11 protein-coding genes, 3 tRNA genes and 2 rRNA genes (1 of these 16 running past the window's edge) are annotated in these 15,840 nt (G+C 40.4%); 11 read left to right on the forward strand and 5 right to left on the reverse strand.

The window, feature by feature from the left end; all coding sequences use genetic code 11:
- A 23S ribosomal RNA gene (locus RBH76_09355) occupies positions 1–986 on the forward strand; it begins 1,845 nt to the left of the window's first position.
- A gap of 101 nt (positions 987–1,087) precedes the next feature.
- A 5S ribosomal RNA gene (rrf, locus tag RBH76_09360) occupies positions 1,088–1,204 on the forward strand.
- 486 nt (positions 1,205–1,690) lie between these two features.
- Here the strand turns inward: rrf and RBH76_09365 are convergent.
- Positions 1,691–2,389: an alpha/beta hydrolase gene (locus RBH76_09365; protein ID WMJ82941.1), complete on the reverse strand. Its 699-nt coding sequence runs from the start codon at positions 2,387–2,389 to the stop codon at positions 1,691–1,693.
- 404 nt (positions 2,390–2,793) lie between these two features.
- Between RBH76_09365 and RBH76_09370 the strand changes: the two genes are divergently transcribed.
- The 3 genes from RBH76_09370 (at position 2,794) to RBH76_09380 (ending at position 8,433) form a co-directional block, all read left to right on the forward strand.
- Complete coding sequence (locus RBH76_09370) at positions 2,794–3,003, forward strand: hypothetical protein (GenBank protein ID WMJ82942.1); 210 nt, start codon at positions 2,794–2,796, stop codon at positions 3,001–3,003.
- A gap of 846 nt (positions 3,004–3,849) precedes the next feature.
- Positions 3,850–5,922 carry a methyl-accepting chemotaxis protein gene (locus tag RBH76_09375; protein ID WMJ82943.1) on the forward strand — a complete coding sequence of 691 codons (2,073 nt, stop codon included), beginning with the start codon at positions 3,850–3,852 and terminating at the stop codon, positions 5,920–5,922.
- A 174-nt stretch (positions 5,923–6,096) separates the two neighbouring features.
- A complete protein-coding gene (locus tag RBH76_09380; GenBank protein WMJ82944.1) occupies positions 6,097–8,433 on the forward strand; it encodes a bifunctional diguanylate cyclase/phosphodiesterase in 2,337 nt (778 codons plus the stop codon).
- Positions 8,434–8,856: 423 nt separating this feature from the next.
- Here the strand turns inward: RBH76_09380 and RBH76_09385 are convergent, their stop codons facing one another.
- The gene (locus RBH76_09385; GenBank protein ID WMJ82945.1) at positions 8,857–9,501 is read right to left on the reverse strand and encodes a flavin reductase; all 645 of its coding nucleotides are present in this window, start codon (positions 9,499–9,501) and stop codon (positions 8,857–8,859) included.
- Positions 9,502–10,387: 886 nt separating this feature from the next.
- The gene (locus RBH76_09390) at positions 10,388–10,963 is read right to left on the reverse strand and encodes a hypothetical protein (GenBank protein ID WMJ82946.1); all 576 of its coding nucleotides are present in this window, start codon (positions 10,961–10,963) and stop codon (positions 10,388–10,390) included.
- Between RBH76_09390 and RBH76_09395 the strand changes: the two genes are divergently transcribed.
- Positions 10,942–11,355: a hypothetical protein gene (locus RBH76_09395; protein WMJ82947.1), complete on the forward strand. Its 414-nt coding sequence runs from the start codon at positions 10,942–10,944 to the stop codon at positions 11,353–11,355. The two genes, RBH76_09390 and RBH76_09395, sit on opposite strands and share 22 nt — an antisense overlap.
- 130 nt (positions 11,356–11,485) lie before the next feature.
- Positions 11,486–12,631, forward strand: a complete 1,146-nt coding sequence (locus RBH76_09400) for a glycosyltransferase (GenBank protein WMJ82948.1) — start codon at positions 11,486–11,488, stop codon at positions 12,629–12,631.
- Between the two features lie 130 nt (positions 12,632–12,761).
- On the opposite strand, the gene RBH76_09405 is transcribed toward RBH76_09400, so the two are convergent.
- Both RBH76_09405 and RBH76_09410 read right to left on the reverse strand, forming a co-directional pair.
- A tRNA-Tyr gene (locus RBH76_09405) sits at positions 12,762–12,847 on the reverse strand.
- A gap of 20 nt (positions 12,848–12,867) precedes the next feature.
- A tRNA-Thr gene (locus RBH76_09410) sits at positions 12,868–12,943 on the reverse strand.
- Between the two features lie 229 nt (positions 12,944–13,172).
- Between RBH76_09410 and RBH76_09415 the strand changes: the two genes are divergently transcribed.
- The 4 genes from RBH76_09415 to RBH76_09430 all read left to right on the forward strand — a co-directional run bounded on the left by RBH76_09415 (position 13,173) and on the right by RBH76_09430 (position 15,633).
- Positions 13,173–13,248 (forward strand) — tRNA-Pro (locus RBH76_09415).
- 452 nt (positions 13,249–13,700) lie between these two features.
- Complete coding sequence (locus tag RBH76_09420; protein WMJ82949.1) at positions 13,701–14,198, forward strand: RNA polymerase sigma factor; 498 nt, start codon at positions 13,701–13,703, stop codon at positions 14,196–14,198.
- On the forward strand, positions 14,188–15,135 hold the full coding sequence (locus tag RBH76_09425) for a hypothetical protein (protein WMJ82950.1): 948 nt from the start codon (positions 14,188–14,190) through the stop codon (positions 15,133–15,135). The genes RBH76_09420 and RBH76_09425 overlap by 11 nt, the downstream gene beginning before the upstream one ends.
- 234 nt (positions 15,136–15,369) lie before the next feature.
- Entirely contained in the window at positions 15,370–15,633 is a 264-nt protein-coding gene (locus tag RBH76_09430) for a hypothetical protein (protein WMJ82951.1), read from the forward strand.
- The last annotated feature ends 207 nt before the right edge of the window (positions 15,634–15,840 follow it).

Below are 15,840 nucleotides of genomic sequence, written 5' to 3' on the forward strand. Positions count from 1 at the left end.
AACGGTCCTAAGGTAGCGAAATTCCTTGTCAGGTAAGTTCTGACCCGCACGAATGGCGTAACGATCTGGACACTGTCTCAACAGCCCACCCGGCGAAATTGTAGTACCGGTGAAGATGCCGGTTACCCGCGACTAGACGGAAAGACCCCATGGAGCTTCACTGCAGCTTGATATTGGATTTCGGTATTTAATGTACAGGATAGGTGGGAGCCTATGAAGCGTGGACGTCAGTTCACGTGGAGGCGCCGTTGGGATACCACTCTTTAGGTACTGGAATTCTAACCTGCGGCCATGAATCTGGCCGGGGGACATTGTCAGGCGGGCAGTTTGACTGGGGCGGTCGCCTCCGAAAAGGTAACGGAGGCGCTCAAAGGTTAGCTCAGCATGGACGGAAACCATGCGTCAGAGTGTAAACGCATAAGCTAGCCTAACTGCGAGACCGACGGGTCGAGCAGTAACGAAAGTTGGAGTTAGTGATCCGGTGGTATGTGAGTGGAAATGCCATCGCTCAACGGATAAAAGCTACCCTGGGGATAACAGGCTGATCTCCCCCAAGAGTCCACATCGTCGGGGAGGTTTGGCACCTCGATGTCGGCTCATCGCATCCTGGGGCTGTATTCGGTCCCAAGGGTTTGGCTGTTCGCCAATTAAAGCGGTACGCGAGCTGGGTTCAGAACGTCGTGAGACAGTTCGGTCCCTATCTGTCGTGGGCGCAGGATATTTGAGAGGAGCTGTCCTTAGTACGAGAGGACCGGGATGGACGCACCTCTGGTGCACCAGTTGTCACGCCAGTGGCACAGCTGGGCAGCTATGTGCGGATCGGATAAACGCTGAAAGCATCTAAGCGTGAAGCCGTCCTCAAGATAAGATATCCCACTGCTATAAGCAGGTAAGACCCCCGGAAGACTACCGGGTTGATAGGCTCAAGGTGTAAGCACGGCGACGTGTTAAGCCAGCGAGTACTAATCGGTCGAGGGCTTGACCTTTAAGTGATCTTAATAGGTCTCGCATATTGCAGACATTTCATTGTTCAATTTTGAGTGTGCAGAACATTCTAAATAGTCTTGGGGCTATGCCGCAAGACACAGCCGGTGCCAATGACGATGAGGATCCACCCGTTCCCATTCCGAACACGGTCGTTAAGCTCATCAGTGCCGAAAATACTTGGATGGAGACGTCCTGGGAAGATAGGTCGGTGCCGGCACTTTTACGGACATCCCTGCAATAGCGGGGGTGTTCGTTTTATTTTTATGTTATTATTTACGCTTTTGAGATGACGCCATTTTGTGCTATAATACCATACGGTGATGATATGAAAAAAATGCCCAATGAAGCGGTTTTAGTGCTGATAATATCAAGCCTATCTTTGCTTCGTGGAATTATCGTAAAGGATGGTAATATTACTAGTCCACCAGCAATTATTATTGAAATATTGTCACAGATCTGTTGGGTTTCTCTATTCCTAATGGATGGCTGGGACAAAACGCGACTCAAAGATGTTGAGGACGTTGACATTTTAGCGTTATATAATATCGCGGATTGTCTGTTTTTATGGCGGTTCTTTTTGCGTTCAAATCAGGTATACGCAGGGATATCAGGATAAATTCGGAAACAAATGGCTGAGGTTACTTTTACTCGCAGGAATATTACTTTTGCTTTATTTCTTAAGCACTATATACTGGCTATAAGTTTAAAGCTTATCATCCAGCCAGTGGCCATAAAATGCAAGTTGTTTAGGTGTATGGAAGAAATGTTCGGATTCAACCTTTGTCACACGCGAACTACTTTGTATGCTAAACTGATCTATCACGTCTTCAGGTATAAGATTATCTTCAAAGCCCCAAAGAATGTCAGTAGGCGTGTTCCAGCAGATGGGGTGGGCGCAGACATAGGAATAATAACTCCAGTCTAAAAATTGGCCATTGGGTAGGCTGATGTATTTTTTTGTTTGAAGCTGTTCAGAAGTTATATTAAATGAAGCCATCAGGCCTTCAATCAAAAACTTCATATCGACAACAGGTGACAGGAACATACTATGTACAATATCTTTTTCGGCCAAGGCCATCATACTCATATAGGCACCGATGCTACACCCATACAGGCCGATACTTCTTGAATTGGTTGCAAGTGTATCATAGACGCTGCACAGCTCCTCTGTACAGGTCCAGGGGTTGAGTTTTGCACTATCTTTACGCTCACCGTGTTCCGGCAGGTCGATGCTAATGATCTGATAGCCCTTGGGCACGGCGTTTTCAGCCAACAATCGGATATCGATGTCGGCCTTATGCGACATAAGACCGTGGACAGCTAGTATCGTATTACCGGTGAAATCCCCCCAATTTATGGCGGGTATTGCATTTATATCGATATATTCTGTTTTTATATTCATATTAAAACACTCCTGAAAATGGTATGCACATTATAACATAATATAGGAATTTAATTCAAATAGACTAAAAACATAACAGTGAGGCCGCATACTCTTGAACATGGAATATGCGGCCGTATTTTAAGCTTTAAAACATATTATAAATTTACGCTTACAAAGGGCGTCCTCACCGGATTTATGACAAGAGGATGTGCCTACGGATATTTTATTTAATATTAAATCTTTTTGTTTATCAACCTGCGTCCCTATCCGGAGAGGGTTGTCGGTCACTCAGGTGCTTTTTGATGCATGGAGACACCTTTGTGCAATCAATACCTTTAATCCCTCGAAAAAAAGAGTTATCAAAGGGCAGCAAGAGCCGCATTTATCAGCCCCAGAGCAAAGGCTACAAGTGAAAAAATCTTATGCGCAACGCAGACAACCAAATTATTCTGCCCGTCAAAGAACTGATAGCGGTCGAACTACGTGCGATGATGGATGGCTTCGTTTCAGTCGCATTCTTGACCCCGGTGCAAACCATATCAGGCTCTCTTGAGGATGTGGCTGCATCGGATGTACTGGTTAAAGTGCTGCGCAGCTATGCCGTGGGGTGCCGATATTTCGCGGATGCGTAAGGAGTGGTTGCATTTGTCCTAAAAGAAATGGCGTGACATCTTTCAGTACAAACAGCAGCTTATAAATTTTAGATATTTTGATATAATGTAATGGGTTTTAGTTTTGGGCGATTGAACCGCTGCCGACTTATTTTGTTGACAGCGGTTCATTTTAACGTAACCCAAACCGGGGCGCACATACTTATGGGAGATACCGGACGGAAATGGACTTTTTAGTTGTTGCTTTTTCACTTAGCATCCTTCATTTTAAGAAGATTTGGCCGATTAAGATTATTGAGGGCTTGAAACTCGAGACTGTTGCAAGACGACGTTTCTACATTTCCTAAAATCACAAATAGAAACTGATACGGGGTGGCTTCGCCCCCAAGCTCCAATCCGGTAACGCGAAATCGCCAGGTCAGTGATTTGTTTTGGTATTCTTATCGGCTACCGGGGGGCTCAACCACGGCACAGCCCAATAAAATCATCACATTGGGATGAGGGCACAAAAACAGCTGGCAATCTACGATGGCTTGTCGGGCACTTTTTATAAATATAAAAACAAACATTTAAATACTTGTGACTGAGTTACAGAAGAAATACTTTATATTTAGTACAATAATGGAAAATAAGGAGGAATTTTTATGAGCAATCATGGGTGTTAAGTTTATCTTAGCAAATAGTACAGATGAAAGTTGCAAACTGCCCGGTCCTACCGAATATTGAAGAGAATTTACAAACTAAAAGAATTATGGATATCGGTAAGCAAGTGATTTTCCAAGAGCTGTTTGTAATATGACAAATAAAATGTCATAGCGAATTTGAGATTTCGGTAAAGTAAAATTTGATTTTTTAGGAGGCTGAATTATGAAATCAATAAAACTAAAGCTACTACTGATATTTACTGCAATTATTGTGATCTTAAATTTGGGCATCGTCATTGTTACAACAACCGTTGTCACCAACCAGATTGTTCAAGATTCCCATCAACATCTGATGGATATGGCAAAGCAGGAGGCGAAGCATGTACAGGCAATAGTGGACGGCCGACTGGAATATATCAGCTCGCTCGCCCAAAACCCGATTTTGTTGGATGAGGAGATGACATTTCAAGAAAAGGCCGCTTTTTTTGAAGCTGAAGCCAAAAGAACGGGTTACCTCGCTTTTGCTTTTGCAGATAAACAAGGAAATGCAACTGTTTTTAACACCAAGCGCGAAACTACCAATATAGGTTCGCGTGATTACTTTCAAAGTGCATTAAATGGTCAAGCCGCATCTTCAGACTTGATAGTCAGCAGCGCTACCGGTGAACTGGTCATGATTTATGCCGCCCCTGTTTATAAGCAGGGTCAGATTATCGGTGTCATCTATGGCAGAAGAGAGGGGAATGACCTAAGCCAAATTGTCAACGGCATTAGTTATAAACAGACAGGCTATGCTTATATGATTAATAACCAAGGTGTAACAGTTGGGCATGAAAATATAGATTTAGTCTTTGCACAGGATAACGACATAGAGAATATGAAAACGGATGCGTCTTTGCGTGAACTGGGGGAGCTAACTCAAAAAATGACGGCTCGTACAGTAGGCAGCGGGGAGTATAGCTACAACCACATCACCAAAATTGCAGGCTACGCACCTATTGAAAACACACCTTGGATTATGGTGTTTGGCGTTGAGAAAAACGATATTTTATCCGGTGCTAGATTGTTGCAAGGCATTCTGGTAGGGATATCCATTGGAGCAGTCTTGATAGGGGCATTGGCAACATATTTTGTCAGCAGCAGCATCACCAACCCCATTAAAAAAGTTACCGTTGCAGCACAGCAAATTGCGGATGGCAATTTTGATGTATCGCTTTCCGTAAACTCCAAGGATGAAGTAGGACAACTTGCAAATGCCTTTAACTTTACCATCGACAGATTGGTTAATTATCAAGGTTATATCGATGAAATTTCCGATGCGCTACACCATGTGTCAAATGGTAACTTAAAGGTTGAACTTCAACGAGAGTATGCTGGTCAGTTTAAAAAGCTTAAAGATAGCATGATGGCGTTGCTTGCCAATTTGAACTCCACCATATTGCAGATAAATCAATCTTCGGAACAGGTACATAGTGGTGCTGAGCAGGTTGCAAATGCTTCTCAAGCGCTTTCACAGGGTGCAACTGAACAAGCAAGTTCTATTGAAGAATTATCCGCGTCTATCACAGAGGTAACTGAACAAATAAGAAAAAATGCAGAAAATGCAAAATTGGCACATGAAAAGGCCAACTTTGCTGGGAACGAAATGCGTGATAGCAATGAACAAATGCGCGAAATGATGGCCGCTATGGAGCAGATTACTTTTAAATCTTCTGAAATCTCAAAAATAATCAAAATAATTGAGGATATAGCATTTCAAACCAATATTCTTGCGTTAAATGCTGCGGTGGAAGCGGCTCGTGCAGGTGCAGCAGGAAAGGGTTTTGCAGTTGTTGCAGATGAAGTAAGAAGTCTTGCTGGAAAGTCGGCTGAAGCAGCAAAGAATACAACAGGTTTGATTGAGGAGACTATTAAAGCTGTTGATAATGGGTCACAAATTGCTGGCAAGACGGCCGCTTCTTTGGACAAGAGCGCTCAAGTGACAGTGGATGCTGTAACTTTGATTGATGAAATTGCGTTGGCTTCTCAGGAGCAGGCGACGGCTATTGTACAGATAAATCAGGGCATAGAACAGATTTCAACGGTCGTTCAAACTAATGCTGCTACCGCTGAGGAGAGCGCCGCTGCAAGCGAAGAGCTGTCCGGACAAGCGAATATTTTACAGGAGCTTATTTCTAAATTTATTCTTAGCGAAACTGATCACACTTTTAATTTGAAGAATGATAAAATTAGCCAAGACAATTCTTTTAACCATTACGATTCTTTTAACTTTGATAATGGCAGCAGTAAATATTGATGTATGCTTAAATTTTAGTCAACTATTTGTAGCACAATAAAAGCCGAAGATCTAAGCAAATACAGCTGCAGGTACCCGGTTTGGTATTTGCAGCTGTATTTATGAAAAGACGTGTTTAATTTCTGCTTCTTTAAGCTGCCTTGAAATTTCAATAAAAGTAGAAAAGGAGCGAAGATGATGAGAGAAGCTAGGCCGAAGCCAATCCTACACATTCTTCTGATCATGTTCTTTATATATTTCGCTATCATATTGATGGGAAGCGACTTTTGGGGGAATATATTGTCCCCCATTGTAGCTTTCTTGTCTTCGTTACTGATTTTTATCTCTGCAAAGCGCACAAAAAGTTCTAAGCTATATGACGTACTGCTGTTTTTTAGCACTTTAATTTGGGGTATCGCTGATTTAGCTTGGTTGATTTATGAGAATGTTCTCTTAATAGATCCCATAAGCATTAACTTTTTAAATGCCCTTTATGTGATACCAAACCTGATTTTTACCATTTTTTTAACACATTATATTTTCAAAACCTATTCAAATTGGAACCTATGGCAACTAGTTATTGATATTTTTACATTTTCTACAATGGGCTCAATTTTAATTTGGTCTTTTATTTTTTCAAAAACAAAGCTTGCATTTAATTGGGATTTTAATTATATCCTTACAATGTTTTATTTATTTTTAGACTTTTATTTAATCGTCGCTATTGGCCTAATTTGTTTTTCTAAAAGTTTTAAGCGGATTAAAAAGAGTTCGTTATTTGTGTTAGCAGGAATGTTTATATATGTTGTCACCGATTATTATTACGCCTATCTGGGTTTGATCAGATCTTATGATCCCAATACATTTATTGACGTTGTCTATATGCTTTGTAATGTGCTTTTTGCGGTGGGAATCGCTTACGAAGCGGTAAATCCATTTATTGGCAACAACTCACGGCTCAATCAACTTTCCGAAAACTTAAGAAAGCCCACTAAATTAGTGTTTCTGAATATCGCTGCTTTCTATTTTTTATATTTGACTAATATTTTCAGTTTGCAGGTATTCACAATTGCAAGCGTTATTTGCATTTTATATTGGGTTCTGACAACCAATTTACTGGCAAATATGCTGGATAAACTTATGTTAAAAACAGAAAAAGAAATGAATGAACATCTCGAAAAACTTATCACAAAAAGAACGATGGAGCTTAATCGCGTAAATCAACATTTGCAAGAGATATCAAATAGAGATGCTTTGACTGGATTATATAACCGAAGGTATCTTGTCAGCCATCTCGATTCATTGGTTTCTATAAAAACTCCTTTTGCATTACTGTATATAGACGTTAACCGATTCAAGTCAATTAATGATTCCTATGGCCACGAAATGGGTGATAAAGTTTTATGTACATTGTGTGGGCACCTTTTAGGTAATCATAGCCCTAATTGCACCGTATTTCGCATAGGCGGTGATGAGATTGCTATTACAATAGAAAATTATGCTGATAAAGCGAATGTTGCTCTAATTGCGGAAAAAATCTTAAAAACAATACAAGCTCCTATTAAAATAGAGTCTTTTGTATTTACATTAAACGCAAGCATTGGAATTGCACTATACCCACAGGATGCCGATGATAGAGATATTCTAATGCAGTATGCAGATATGGCTATGTATGAAGTGAAGTCTATGGTAAATAGAAACAATTATCTGTTTTTTAATGCAGAGCTTAGTGAAAAAAACAAAAGACATTATGAAATTGATCTTGCATTACGGAGTGCAAATTATGATAAAGAATTTGTTTTATATTTTCAGCCACAATTTAGCGTCAAAACAAATTCACTTATGGGAATGGAAGCCTTGATCAGATGGGTTCAACCACAAAAAGGATTTATTTCTCCTTCCGAATTCATTCCCGTGGCAGAAAAAAATGGAACGATCTTTGATATTGGGGAGTGGGTTATAAACAGAGCATTTGCTCAGATAAAAAAGTGGAATCAAACATATGACTTGAATTTAAAAATGGGCATCAATATCTCTCCCATCCAAATTGAGAATATTGGTTTTATTGATTGGTTTCGTGAAAAACTTCAAAATGAAGATATAAAACCAAATTGGATTGATCTAGAAATAACAGAAAGTATTGCAATAAAACCAGATGCTTTAACCGCGCAAATATTCGATTTATTGCATGAAATTGGTGTGTACACTTCAATTGATGATTTTGGCACAGGGTATTCGTCCCTTAGTTATATTAAAAGATTTAATATTGATCGACTCAAAATTGCAAAAGAGCTAATTGACAATATTGAAAATGATCAAAATTCATTACTTATCGTCCAAGCTATTGTTATGATGGCAAAAGGAATGCAAATAAAAACCATAGCAGAAGGGGTTGAGGATGTTAATCAGCTAAAATTCCTTAACCAATTGGGCTGCGATGAGATACAGGGGTATTTTTTCGGAGAGCCTGTCACCGGCGAAGCGTTTGAAGTGCAGTATATAAAAGAAAAAGAGTCAGAATGTCTTGTCTGAATATTATTTGCTACTGTACTAATTTGCACTGCCAAAAGTGTTATAGTAGCGAGAATCACCCAGAACCACTGAAGGGAAAATACCGTTTGGGGGTGTAGTTGGTTATAGTCTCAAAATATACGTAAAGCATTAGTAGCTTCAATCTGAACCGAAGCTGCTAATGCTTTTTATCATGTATTACCTTCGGCAGATTAGCGGTTATTTATTTTCATATATCTTTTGATTAAAGACAAGTCAAACAAATATAAGGAGAAATTAGGAATGATAGGGTTATTAAAGCCCGTACTTCTAAAGAAAAGCGAACATGTCGCACAACCTGATTCTAGTTAGCCATCAGTGCACAAAAAAGCCCAATCAGACTGAGCTTTTTCGATAAGCTATCATGTTATGCATAAAAATATTGCTGGGTGCCAAGCGATTCATTTACTCCTTAGCAAAATCGCTCTTCGGATGCCCACAAAGGGGGCACTTCCAATCATCAGGCAACTGCTCGAAAGGGATATCGCCATCATAGACATACCCACAAATCTGACAGACCCACTTTTCTTTCTTTACCTCAGGAAGTGATCCGGCATCCTTAAATGCATTGAAAGCTTCCCGAGCTTTGGCCTTCATGCTCTTTTGATAGTTGCCGTATATGATTGGCTCTCCTTCTCCCAACCAGGCATCGGTCACCTCACAGAAAAACGCCGTATGGGTTGACAGCTCGTTTGAATCCGTCACCTTGCAGCGCAGATAAGCGGAAGCATTTTCGAGAACTGGTAACTCATCTACAATTTTGTGGGGCACATGAGCCCATTTATCGGCATTTCGGCCCGATTGAAAGCCAAAATTCCCGATAACAAATGGGTTAACATCTGTCCCGAGGATGGAAATAGTAAACTCGCCGGTTTCCTTGATCGCAGCATTAGTCTGGTTTGCCTTAATACTGCAGAGAATAACAGTTGGAACGGGCGAACTTGTTGACTGTATCAATGCGTCCACAACGCAGCCTGCAAATTTGCCATTTAGTTTTGCTCCTACAACGTAAAGACCGGCAGAAATGTTATAAAGCGCTTTTGAATCCATGGAATCCTCCTCAAATAATCAATCGCAATTAACGTATAAAGTTTAAATGACTGCCTAAAAGCATAGTCAGCTTTGCTAATCATACTTCACATTCTCATAGCTATATTTTTAGCAGTATTCTCAGCATTTCTTGTATTATATTACCACGACTTTCCTCAACATGCAATTAACTCTGATTACGATTACGCCTAAATTCAAGGGTATAACCTAGGCTTATCCTTTTTATTATGGCCAATGCACAAAGGATGGCATGTTGCTAATTTACACATTCTCATATAATTTTCTATTTAAAAGCTGTACTTTCTGTTAAAAACAATTCCTTCTATATCATACCAGATTATCGGTCAAATGTCAGGAAACCGCTAGTTTAGGGGTAGTGGTAGCCACAAAAACAACGATCTTCTACTTAAAAAGCTGACCGTTACTGGCGTATTCATGATATGTATGGGTGTTAATAGCTGTATCCCATTAAGTGGGGTGATCCCTTGTCAATTGTTTACAGATCCAATTGGAAATGGATAGCGCAGCAAATAGGTTATAGCCGAAGGGTGGTGTGTAGCAGAGCCGCCACCAGATAGATACAAAAGGATATACCATATGTAACTCATTACAGCCTAACCAAGTGCCGACAGGCACCAGAATTGGTGCAAGGATGAGTGTGGTAACCATATCATCCACAGCAAATGCAAAAACATGCATAAGGTGAATAAAGAAGACATATTCCCTTGCTGTGACGTACTTGAGGACAAGCGCTGGGGTGTTGGGTTTCGGGTCAAAAGACCGCCGGCGGTCTAAGCGTCAAAAAGGCACTAGCTATCTGTAAAAGGGTATTCAGAGCAATATTTCTTTTCAATAACGCATAAAATCGCATGCTCACACTTTAAATTTACCTGCATAGCATGTTGGTGGGGAGGTGTTTTTTTGAAAAAACGTCAGTATCAAAATGGAGTTTTAGATATACGAGAAGATATGAGAGAATGGGATAGATATCAATTCCCCAATTGTGGTTGTAAATGCCAACCATGTTGCTGCATTCCCGGCCCTCCTGGCCCTCCTGGCCCCCCCGGACCAACAGGAGCAACAGGACCAACAGGGCCAACAGGGCCAACAGGAGCAACAGGACCAACAGGGCCAACAGGGCCAACAGGAGCAACAGGACCAACAGGGCCAACAGGGCCAACAGGAGCAACAGGACCGACAGGACCGACAGGGGCAACCGGTGAGACAGGGCCAACAGGGCCAACAGGGCCAACAGGGCCAACAGGGCCAACAGGGCCAACAGGAGCAACAGGACCAACAGGGCCAACAGGGCCAACAGGAGCAACAGGGCCGACAGGACCGACAGGGGCAACCGGTGAGACAGGGCCAACAGGGCCGACAGGACCGACAGGGGCAACCGGTGAGACAGGGCCAACAGGACCAACCGGGCCGACTGGAGCAATGGGGCCGGGGGGTACAACAATCTATTTAGCTTCAGCTACATCTGTTGGTAGCGGACATTTTCTAGGGCTTGGAGCTTCCTCTGCACTGTTTGAAAGAAATAATGTAGTTATACCGGTAGATGCTATTATAACTGGTATAGTTCTAAATGTTAGAGATGCAGCTTTAGGGGATGATGATACCGTTACAGCTACGGTCTATACGAGTCCATGCGGGTTTGGTGAACCTATACAAACAAACCTCTATGCAATGGTGGAAGGGCCAAGTTCTGAAGCGGATCCTCATTGTTGTGCAACTGGTTTTGAAAGTGTAGCTGTTGATCAATGTACACTTTTGTCCGTAGAAATTGTGACAAGTACAGGAAATGCATTAAATGGTGGAGCTGCTGTAACTGTATTCTTATCTATACCGTAAGGATATAATTTGCTTACGATAAAGGGTGTCGACTCAGTCGACACCCTTTTATTTACTAAAACAGAATACGATCAATCGTGTTTAACATATTTAATGGTGTAAAATGAATTATGTGAAGAAGGAGATTAATATGCCAAAATTACGATTTCATCTCTTAGGTCAGGCTCATTTAGAAACGCATAAACGCAACTCATCCTGTGCTTTTAATCAGAAAATAATCAATTTAGCTAAAATGATAAAAGAATATGGCCATACAATATATTTTTATGGTGTTGAGGATTCTCAAGTGACATGTGATAAGTTCATTCAAGTATCAACACAAGAAGTTCTCAAACGTACTTATGGCGATTACGATAGGTCAACTAATTTCTATAAACAAGACCCCAATGATTATGCACATCAGTATTTCAATATGAATGCCATCAGTGCGATTTTAAAAAATAAGCAAGAACGAGATATCTTATTATGTCCCATGGGTATATATCAAAAGCCAATAGCAGATGCTGTCGGCCTTCTGACAATAGAGTCCGGAATAGGTTATCCAGCCGTATTTGCACCCCATCGTATTTTTGAATCATATGCGTGGATGCATTATATTTACGGTAAACTAAAGATCGATGATGGCGTCTGGTATGATGCTGTAATACCAAATTATTTTGACCCTGACGATTTTCCGTTCCAACCAAATAAGCAGGATTATCTTTTGTATTTTGGAAGAATTATTAGCCGAAAAGGGGTTAAGGTTGCTTCTGACATAGCTAAAGCAACTGGGCATCAGTTATATGTGGTAGGTCAAGGTTCTCTGGATAATCCAAATGAAGGACTTAGTCTGGGTTTAGAAAAGCATATATTATATAAACCGGCTGTTGGGCCAGAAGAAAGAGCTGAATTATTGGGAAATGCCAAAGCAGTTTTAATGCCCACTTTTTATCTGGAGCCATTTGGAGGCGTTAACATAGAGGCACAGCTTTGTGGAACACCTGTTATCACTACTGACTGGGGGGCTTTTCCGGAAACAGTTTTGCACGGTGTAACCGGTTATCGTTGCAGGGTTTTTGAAGAATTTTGTTGGGCCGTGGACAATATTTCTAACATAGACCCGATAAAATGCCGCGAGTGGTCAGAAAAAAATTACTCAATGAAACGTATAAGTAAAATGTATGAAGAGTATTTCCAAAGAGTTTACCATCTTTTTGATGATGGATGGTCTGCAAAAAATCAAGATCGCAAAGAGTTGAGCTGGCTGGAACGTTACTACCCAAACATTACAATATGATTAATTACAAGATAAAGTATACCGCTCCCAAAAGTTAGTCAACTTATCAACTTTCTTTTGAATACTAAAAAAGCAACAGGGTTAAAACATATGAGGTGCAAGAAATAAATTCTTGCACCTCATGCTGTACTGGTGGGAGCGGATGGATTCGAACCATCGTAGTCGTAAGACAACAGATTTACAGTCTGCCCCCTTTGGCCGCTCGGGAACACTCCCATGTATATTAATTTTTAGGGTGGAGCTGGTGGACGGACTTGAACCCCCGACCTGCTGATTACAAATCAGCTGCTCTACCAACTGAGCTACACCAGCATAGCGAGTGAATGACAGCGAAATCTACTATAACATTAACTTCGATAAATGTCAACTAGTTTAAGCATTATTTTTAAAATAAATTAAATTTAAGTTAAATACCTCGATACTCTTGATTGACAGTATCATTTTTATACAGTATAATGTACAACGGGTTATTACTCAAACTGGTGGACATTACTTTTATAAATGGAGTTTTCTATCGTTTGTTGCCTTATCATTATTTTACCCGGGTGTGGCGCAGTTGGTAGCGCGGGTGGTTTGGGACCATCAGGCCGCAGGTTCGAACCCTGTCACTCGGACCAGTCAGAGTGTGGATATAGGATTTGAAGACGTGGTAAACATCTTCAAATCCTGAACACAAGGTTAAAACGATTTATAAAGGGGAGTAGCTACAAGCTACTCCCCTTTATTTGTGTTGTAGAACTACTTGCTAGGCGATTTGTTTCGTAGTAGTGGCAGCGTTGGAATGTATGAACCAGAGCGTTCCCCATATCTAACGCCTTTTTATATCGCCCAGGGTACTGTTGGCCGGTACTTGCATATCCAATGGGCAAACAAAGCTTTGGCTTTATATAGGCATCAAAAACTATCAATATAAAGCACATTACCTATGGTTATATTAAACGATTGGCTGTTTTCCAAAAGATAACGCGGTAAAAATTTCAAATAAAAACAAGAACAAAAGAAAGAAAAGTAAATTTTATCCGACACTTTAAAGTCCTCAATCGTATTATTAGTGAGAGGGGGAAATGAGATGGCAAAATCTTTGTTACGTACGAACGAAGAGATTGCAGAGATTTACGATCGACATATTGATACGGTTTATCGAATTTGTTTTACATATTTAAAAAACTCTGCTGATACAGAGGATGTGGCACAAAACACTTTTGTAAAACTTATGCAATACGATGGCACCTTTGAAAGCATAGAGCATGAGAAGGCCTGGCTGATTGTGATTGCGACAAATCTTTGCAAAGATTTTTTGCGCCATTGGTGGCGTAAACGTAAAAACGTTGAAGACTATGATAAAGAACTTTATTCACAACCTTTTCAGACAGATGAAACTATTATTGCTGTAATGGAGTTGCCAGATAAATATAAAACAGCTATTTATCTTTACTATTACGAGGGGTACACGAGTGTTGAAATTTCAGCGCTTTTAAAAAAGCCCCAATCAACAATACGAAACTACCTGCATGAAGGAAGAAACATCCTCAGGCAGAAATTAGGTGGTGATTTCCATGAAGAATAAGCAGGTCATTAGCGCCTTTAATAAAATAAAACCAGACCAAGTCGCAAAGGAAAGAATGCTATCAAATATCCTCAAACAATCAGAATTGGAGAGGGTGGCAAATAGAAAGGGAGATATTATGACAAACAATATAATTAAAAGATTAGTTCCCATAGCAGCTTGTTGTGCTGCTGTGTTGGTAGCTGCAGTTACAATTCCCAATATGATGGATCTAAATAAACCGCCTCAAATTGAAGTAGTAACCCCTGCTGCGGATTCTCCTATGGGGATACGCAAAATTATCAATTATAATGGACACCGGTATGCTTTTTTAGAAAACGGGTCAACATATAATCTCAATAAATCGGAGATTACTAAATCACTGGGTGAATTGGAATACGATATTACCGAAGACCCCCAAAATAACGGTACAAAAGATTTTTCTGCTACTTTTGCGGTTGGTGGAACGGTTTATGAAATTTCATATTATAATCCCGCGTTTAGAGTGGCGGTTGAGTTTGACGGAAACTACTATATCTGCGAAAATGTTGATGCAGTTGGCGACAAAACAGTGGATGTATCTGATTATTTTACAAAAGCAAATTTTGTCGAAATAGTAGACGAGATTATAATTTACGATCATTTTAAGCGTAACGCACTTGATGCTATTTCTGACAAGGAAACGAAGCAAATGATTGCGGGGCTTTCTAAGTCCTCCCCTGTGGTATTATCAAATGATGACTATGAGAAGATTGGAAAAGCACAAAAATCGGGTAGGTCGTTTTTATTGTCCTTTGAGTTAAATGATAAAACGCAATATGAAATGTATGTTATTCCTACTCTTGGAATTTCAATGATAGGGGACAATAGATATACATTACCGGATGAATTTGTTTCTACTTATGGTGATTTGTTTAGCGGACTAGAACAAAAAGGACAGCCTATACCCATGAGCTAATTTCATTATTTTATCGCAGCGGCATAGATGTTTTTCAATTTGCCCCAACCTATTCAGTACCGGATAATGTATCTATTGGAAGAAGGCTTTACGGCTCAATATAGTGTGAAATCAAAGGAAATCACATAAAATAATAAAATTTCTTAAAAACATTCATTATTTTCTCTTGGATTGTTTTTCATATATGTTATAATATAGGTACAACCATATCACCAATGCAAAAGGAGAAAAGCTATGAAATACGAAGTTTACAGCGATGCAGCAAGTGGCCTTCATTTCGCGGTAGTGTGCGATGATGGATCGTGCAAATACTACTTTAGCGATAAAAACAAGGAAGAAATCCCCCAGCTGGTTGAAGCGGCTAAAGCAGGTGAAGATCTGAGCCGGTGGAACGGTAACGACGCCGACCCACAGTCCAAATACGAAGCGCTTCTCGCTGATGTTGAGGAGAAAAAGGTTCAGGACGTAACCGACGAATATCTCAAAGAGTCCAACTAAGGGCGAAAGCCCGGTAAATTGTGGCTTATAAAGCTTGCATTTACTGTGGCATGCCAAAAATTATGACATAAGCGCAAGGGAATAACCCCGGTACCAAAACCGGGCGCATTCTCTTGCGTTTTGTTTTTGCCAGCACTTCCTTTGGCATATTAAATTAGTTATATCAAGATACAAAAATCGGTATTTTATTTTCCTCCGGGATAATGT

The sequence above is a fragment of the Oscillospiraceae bacterium MB24-C1 genome (assembly GCA_030913685.1).
In the GTDB taxonomy this organism is placed as follows: Bacteria; Bacillota; Clostridia; order Oscillospirales; family Ruminococcaceae; genus Yanshouia.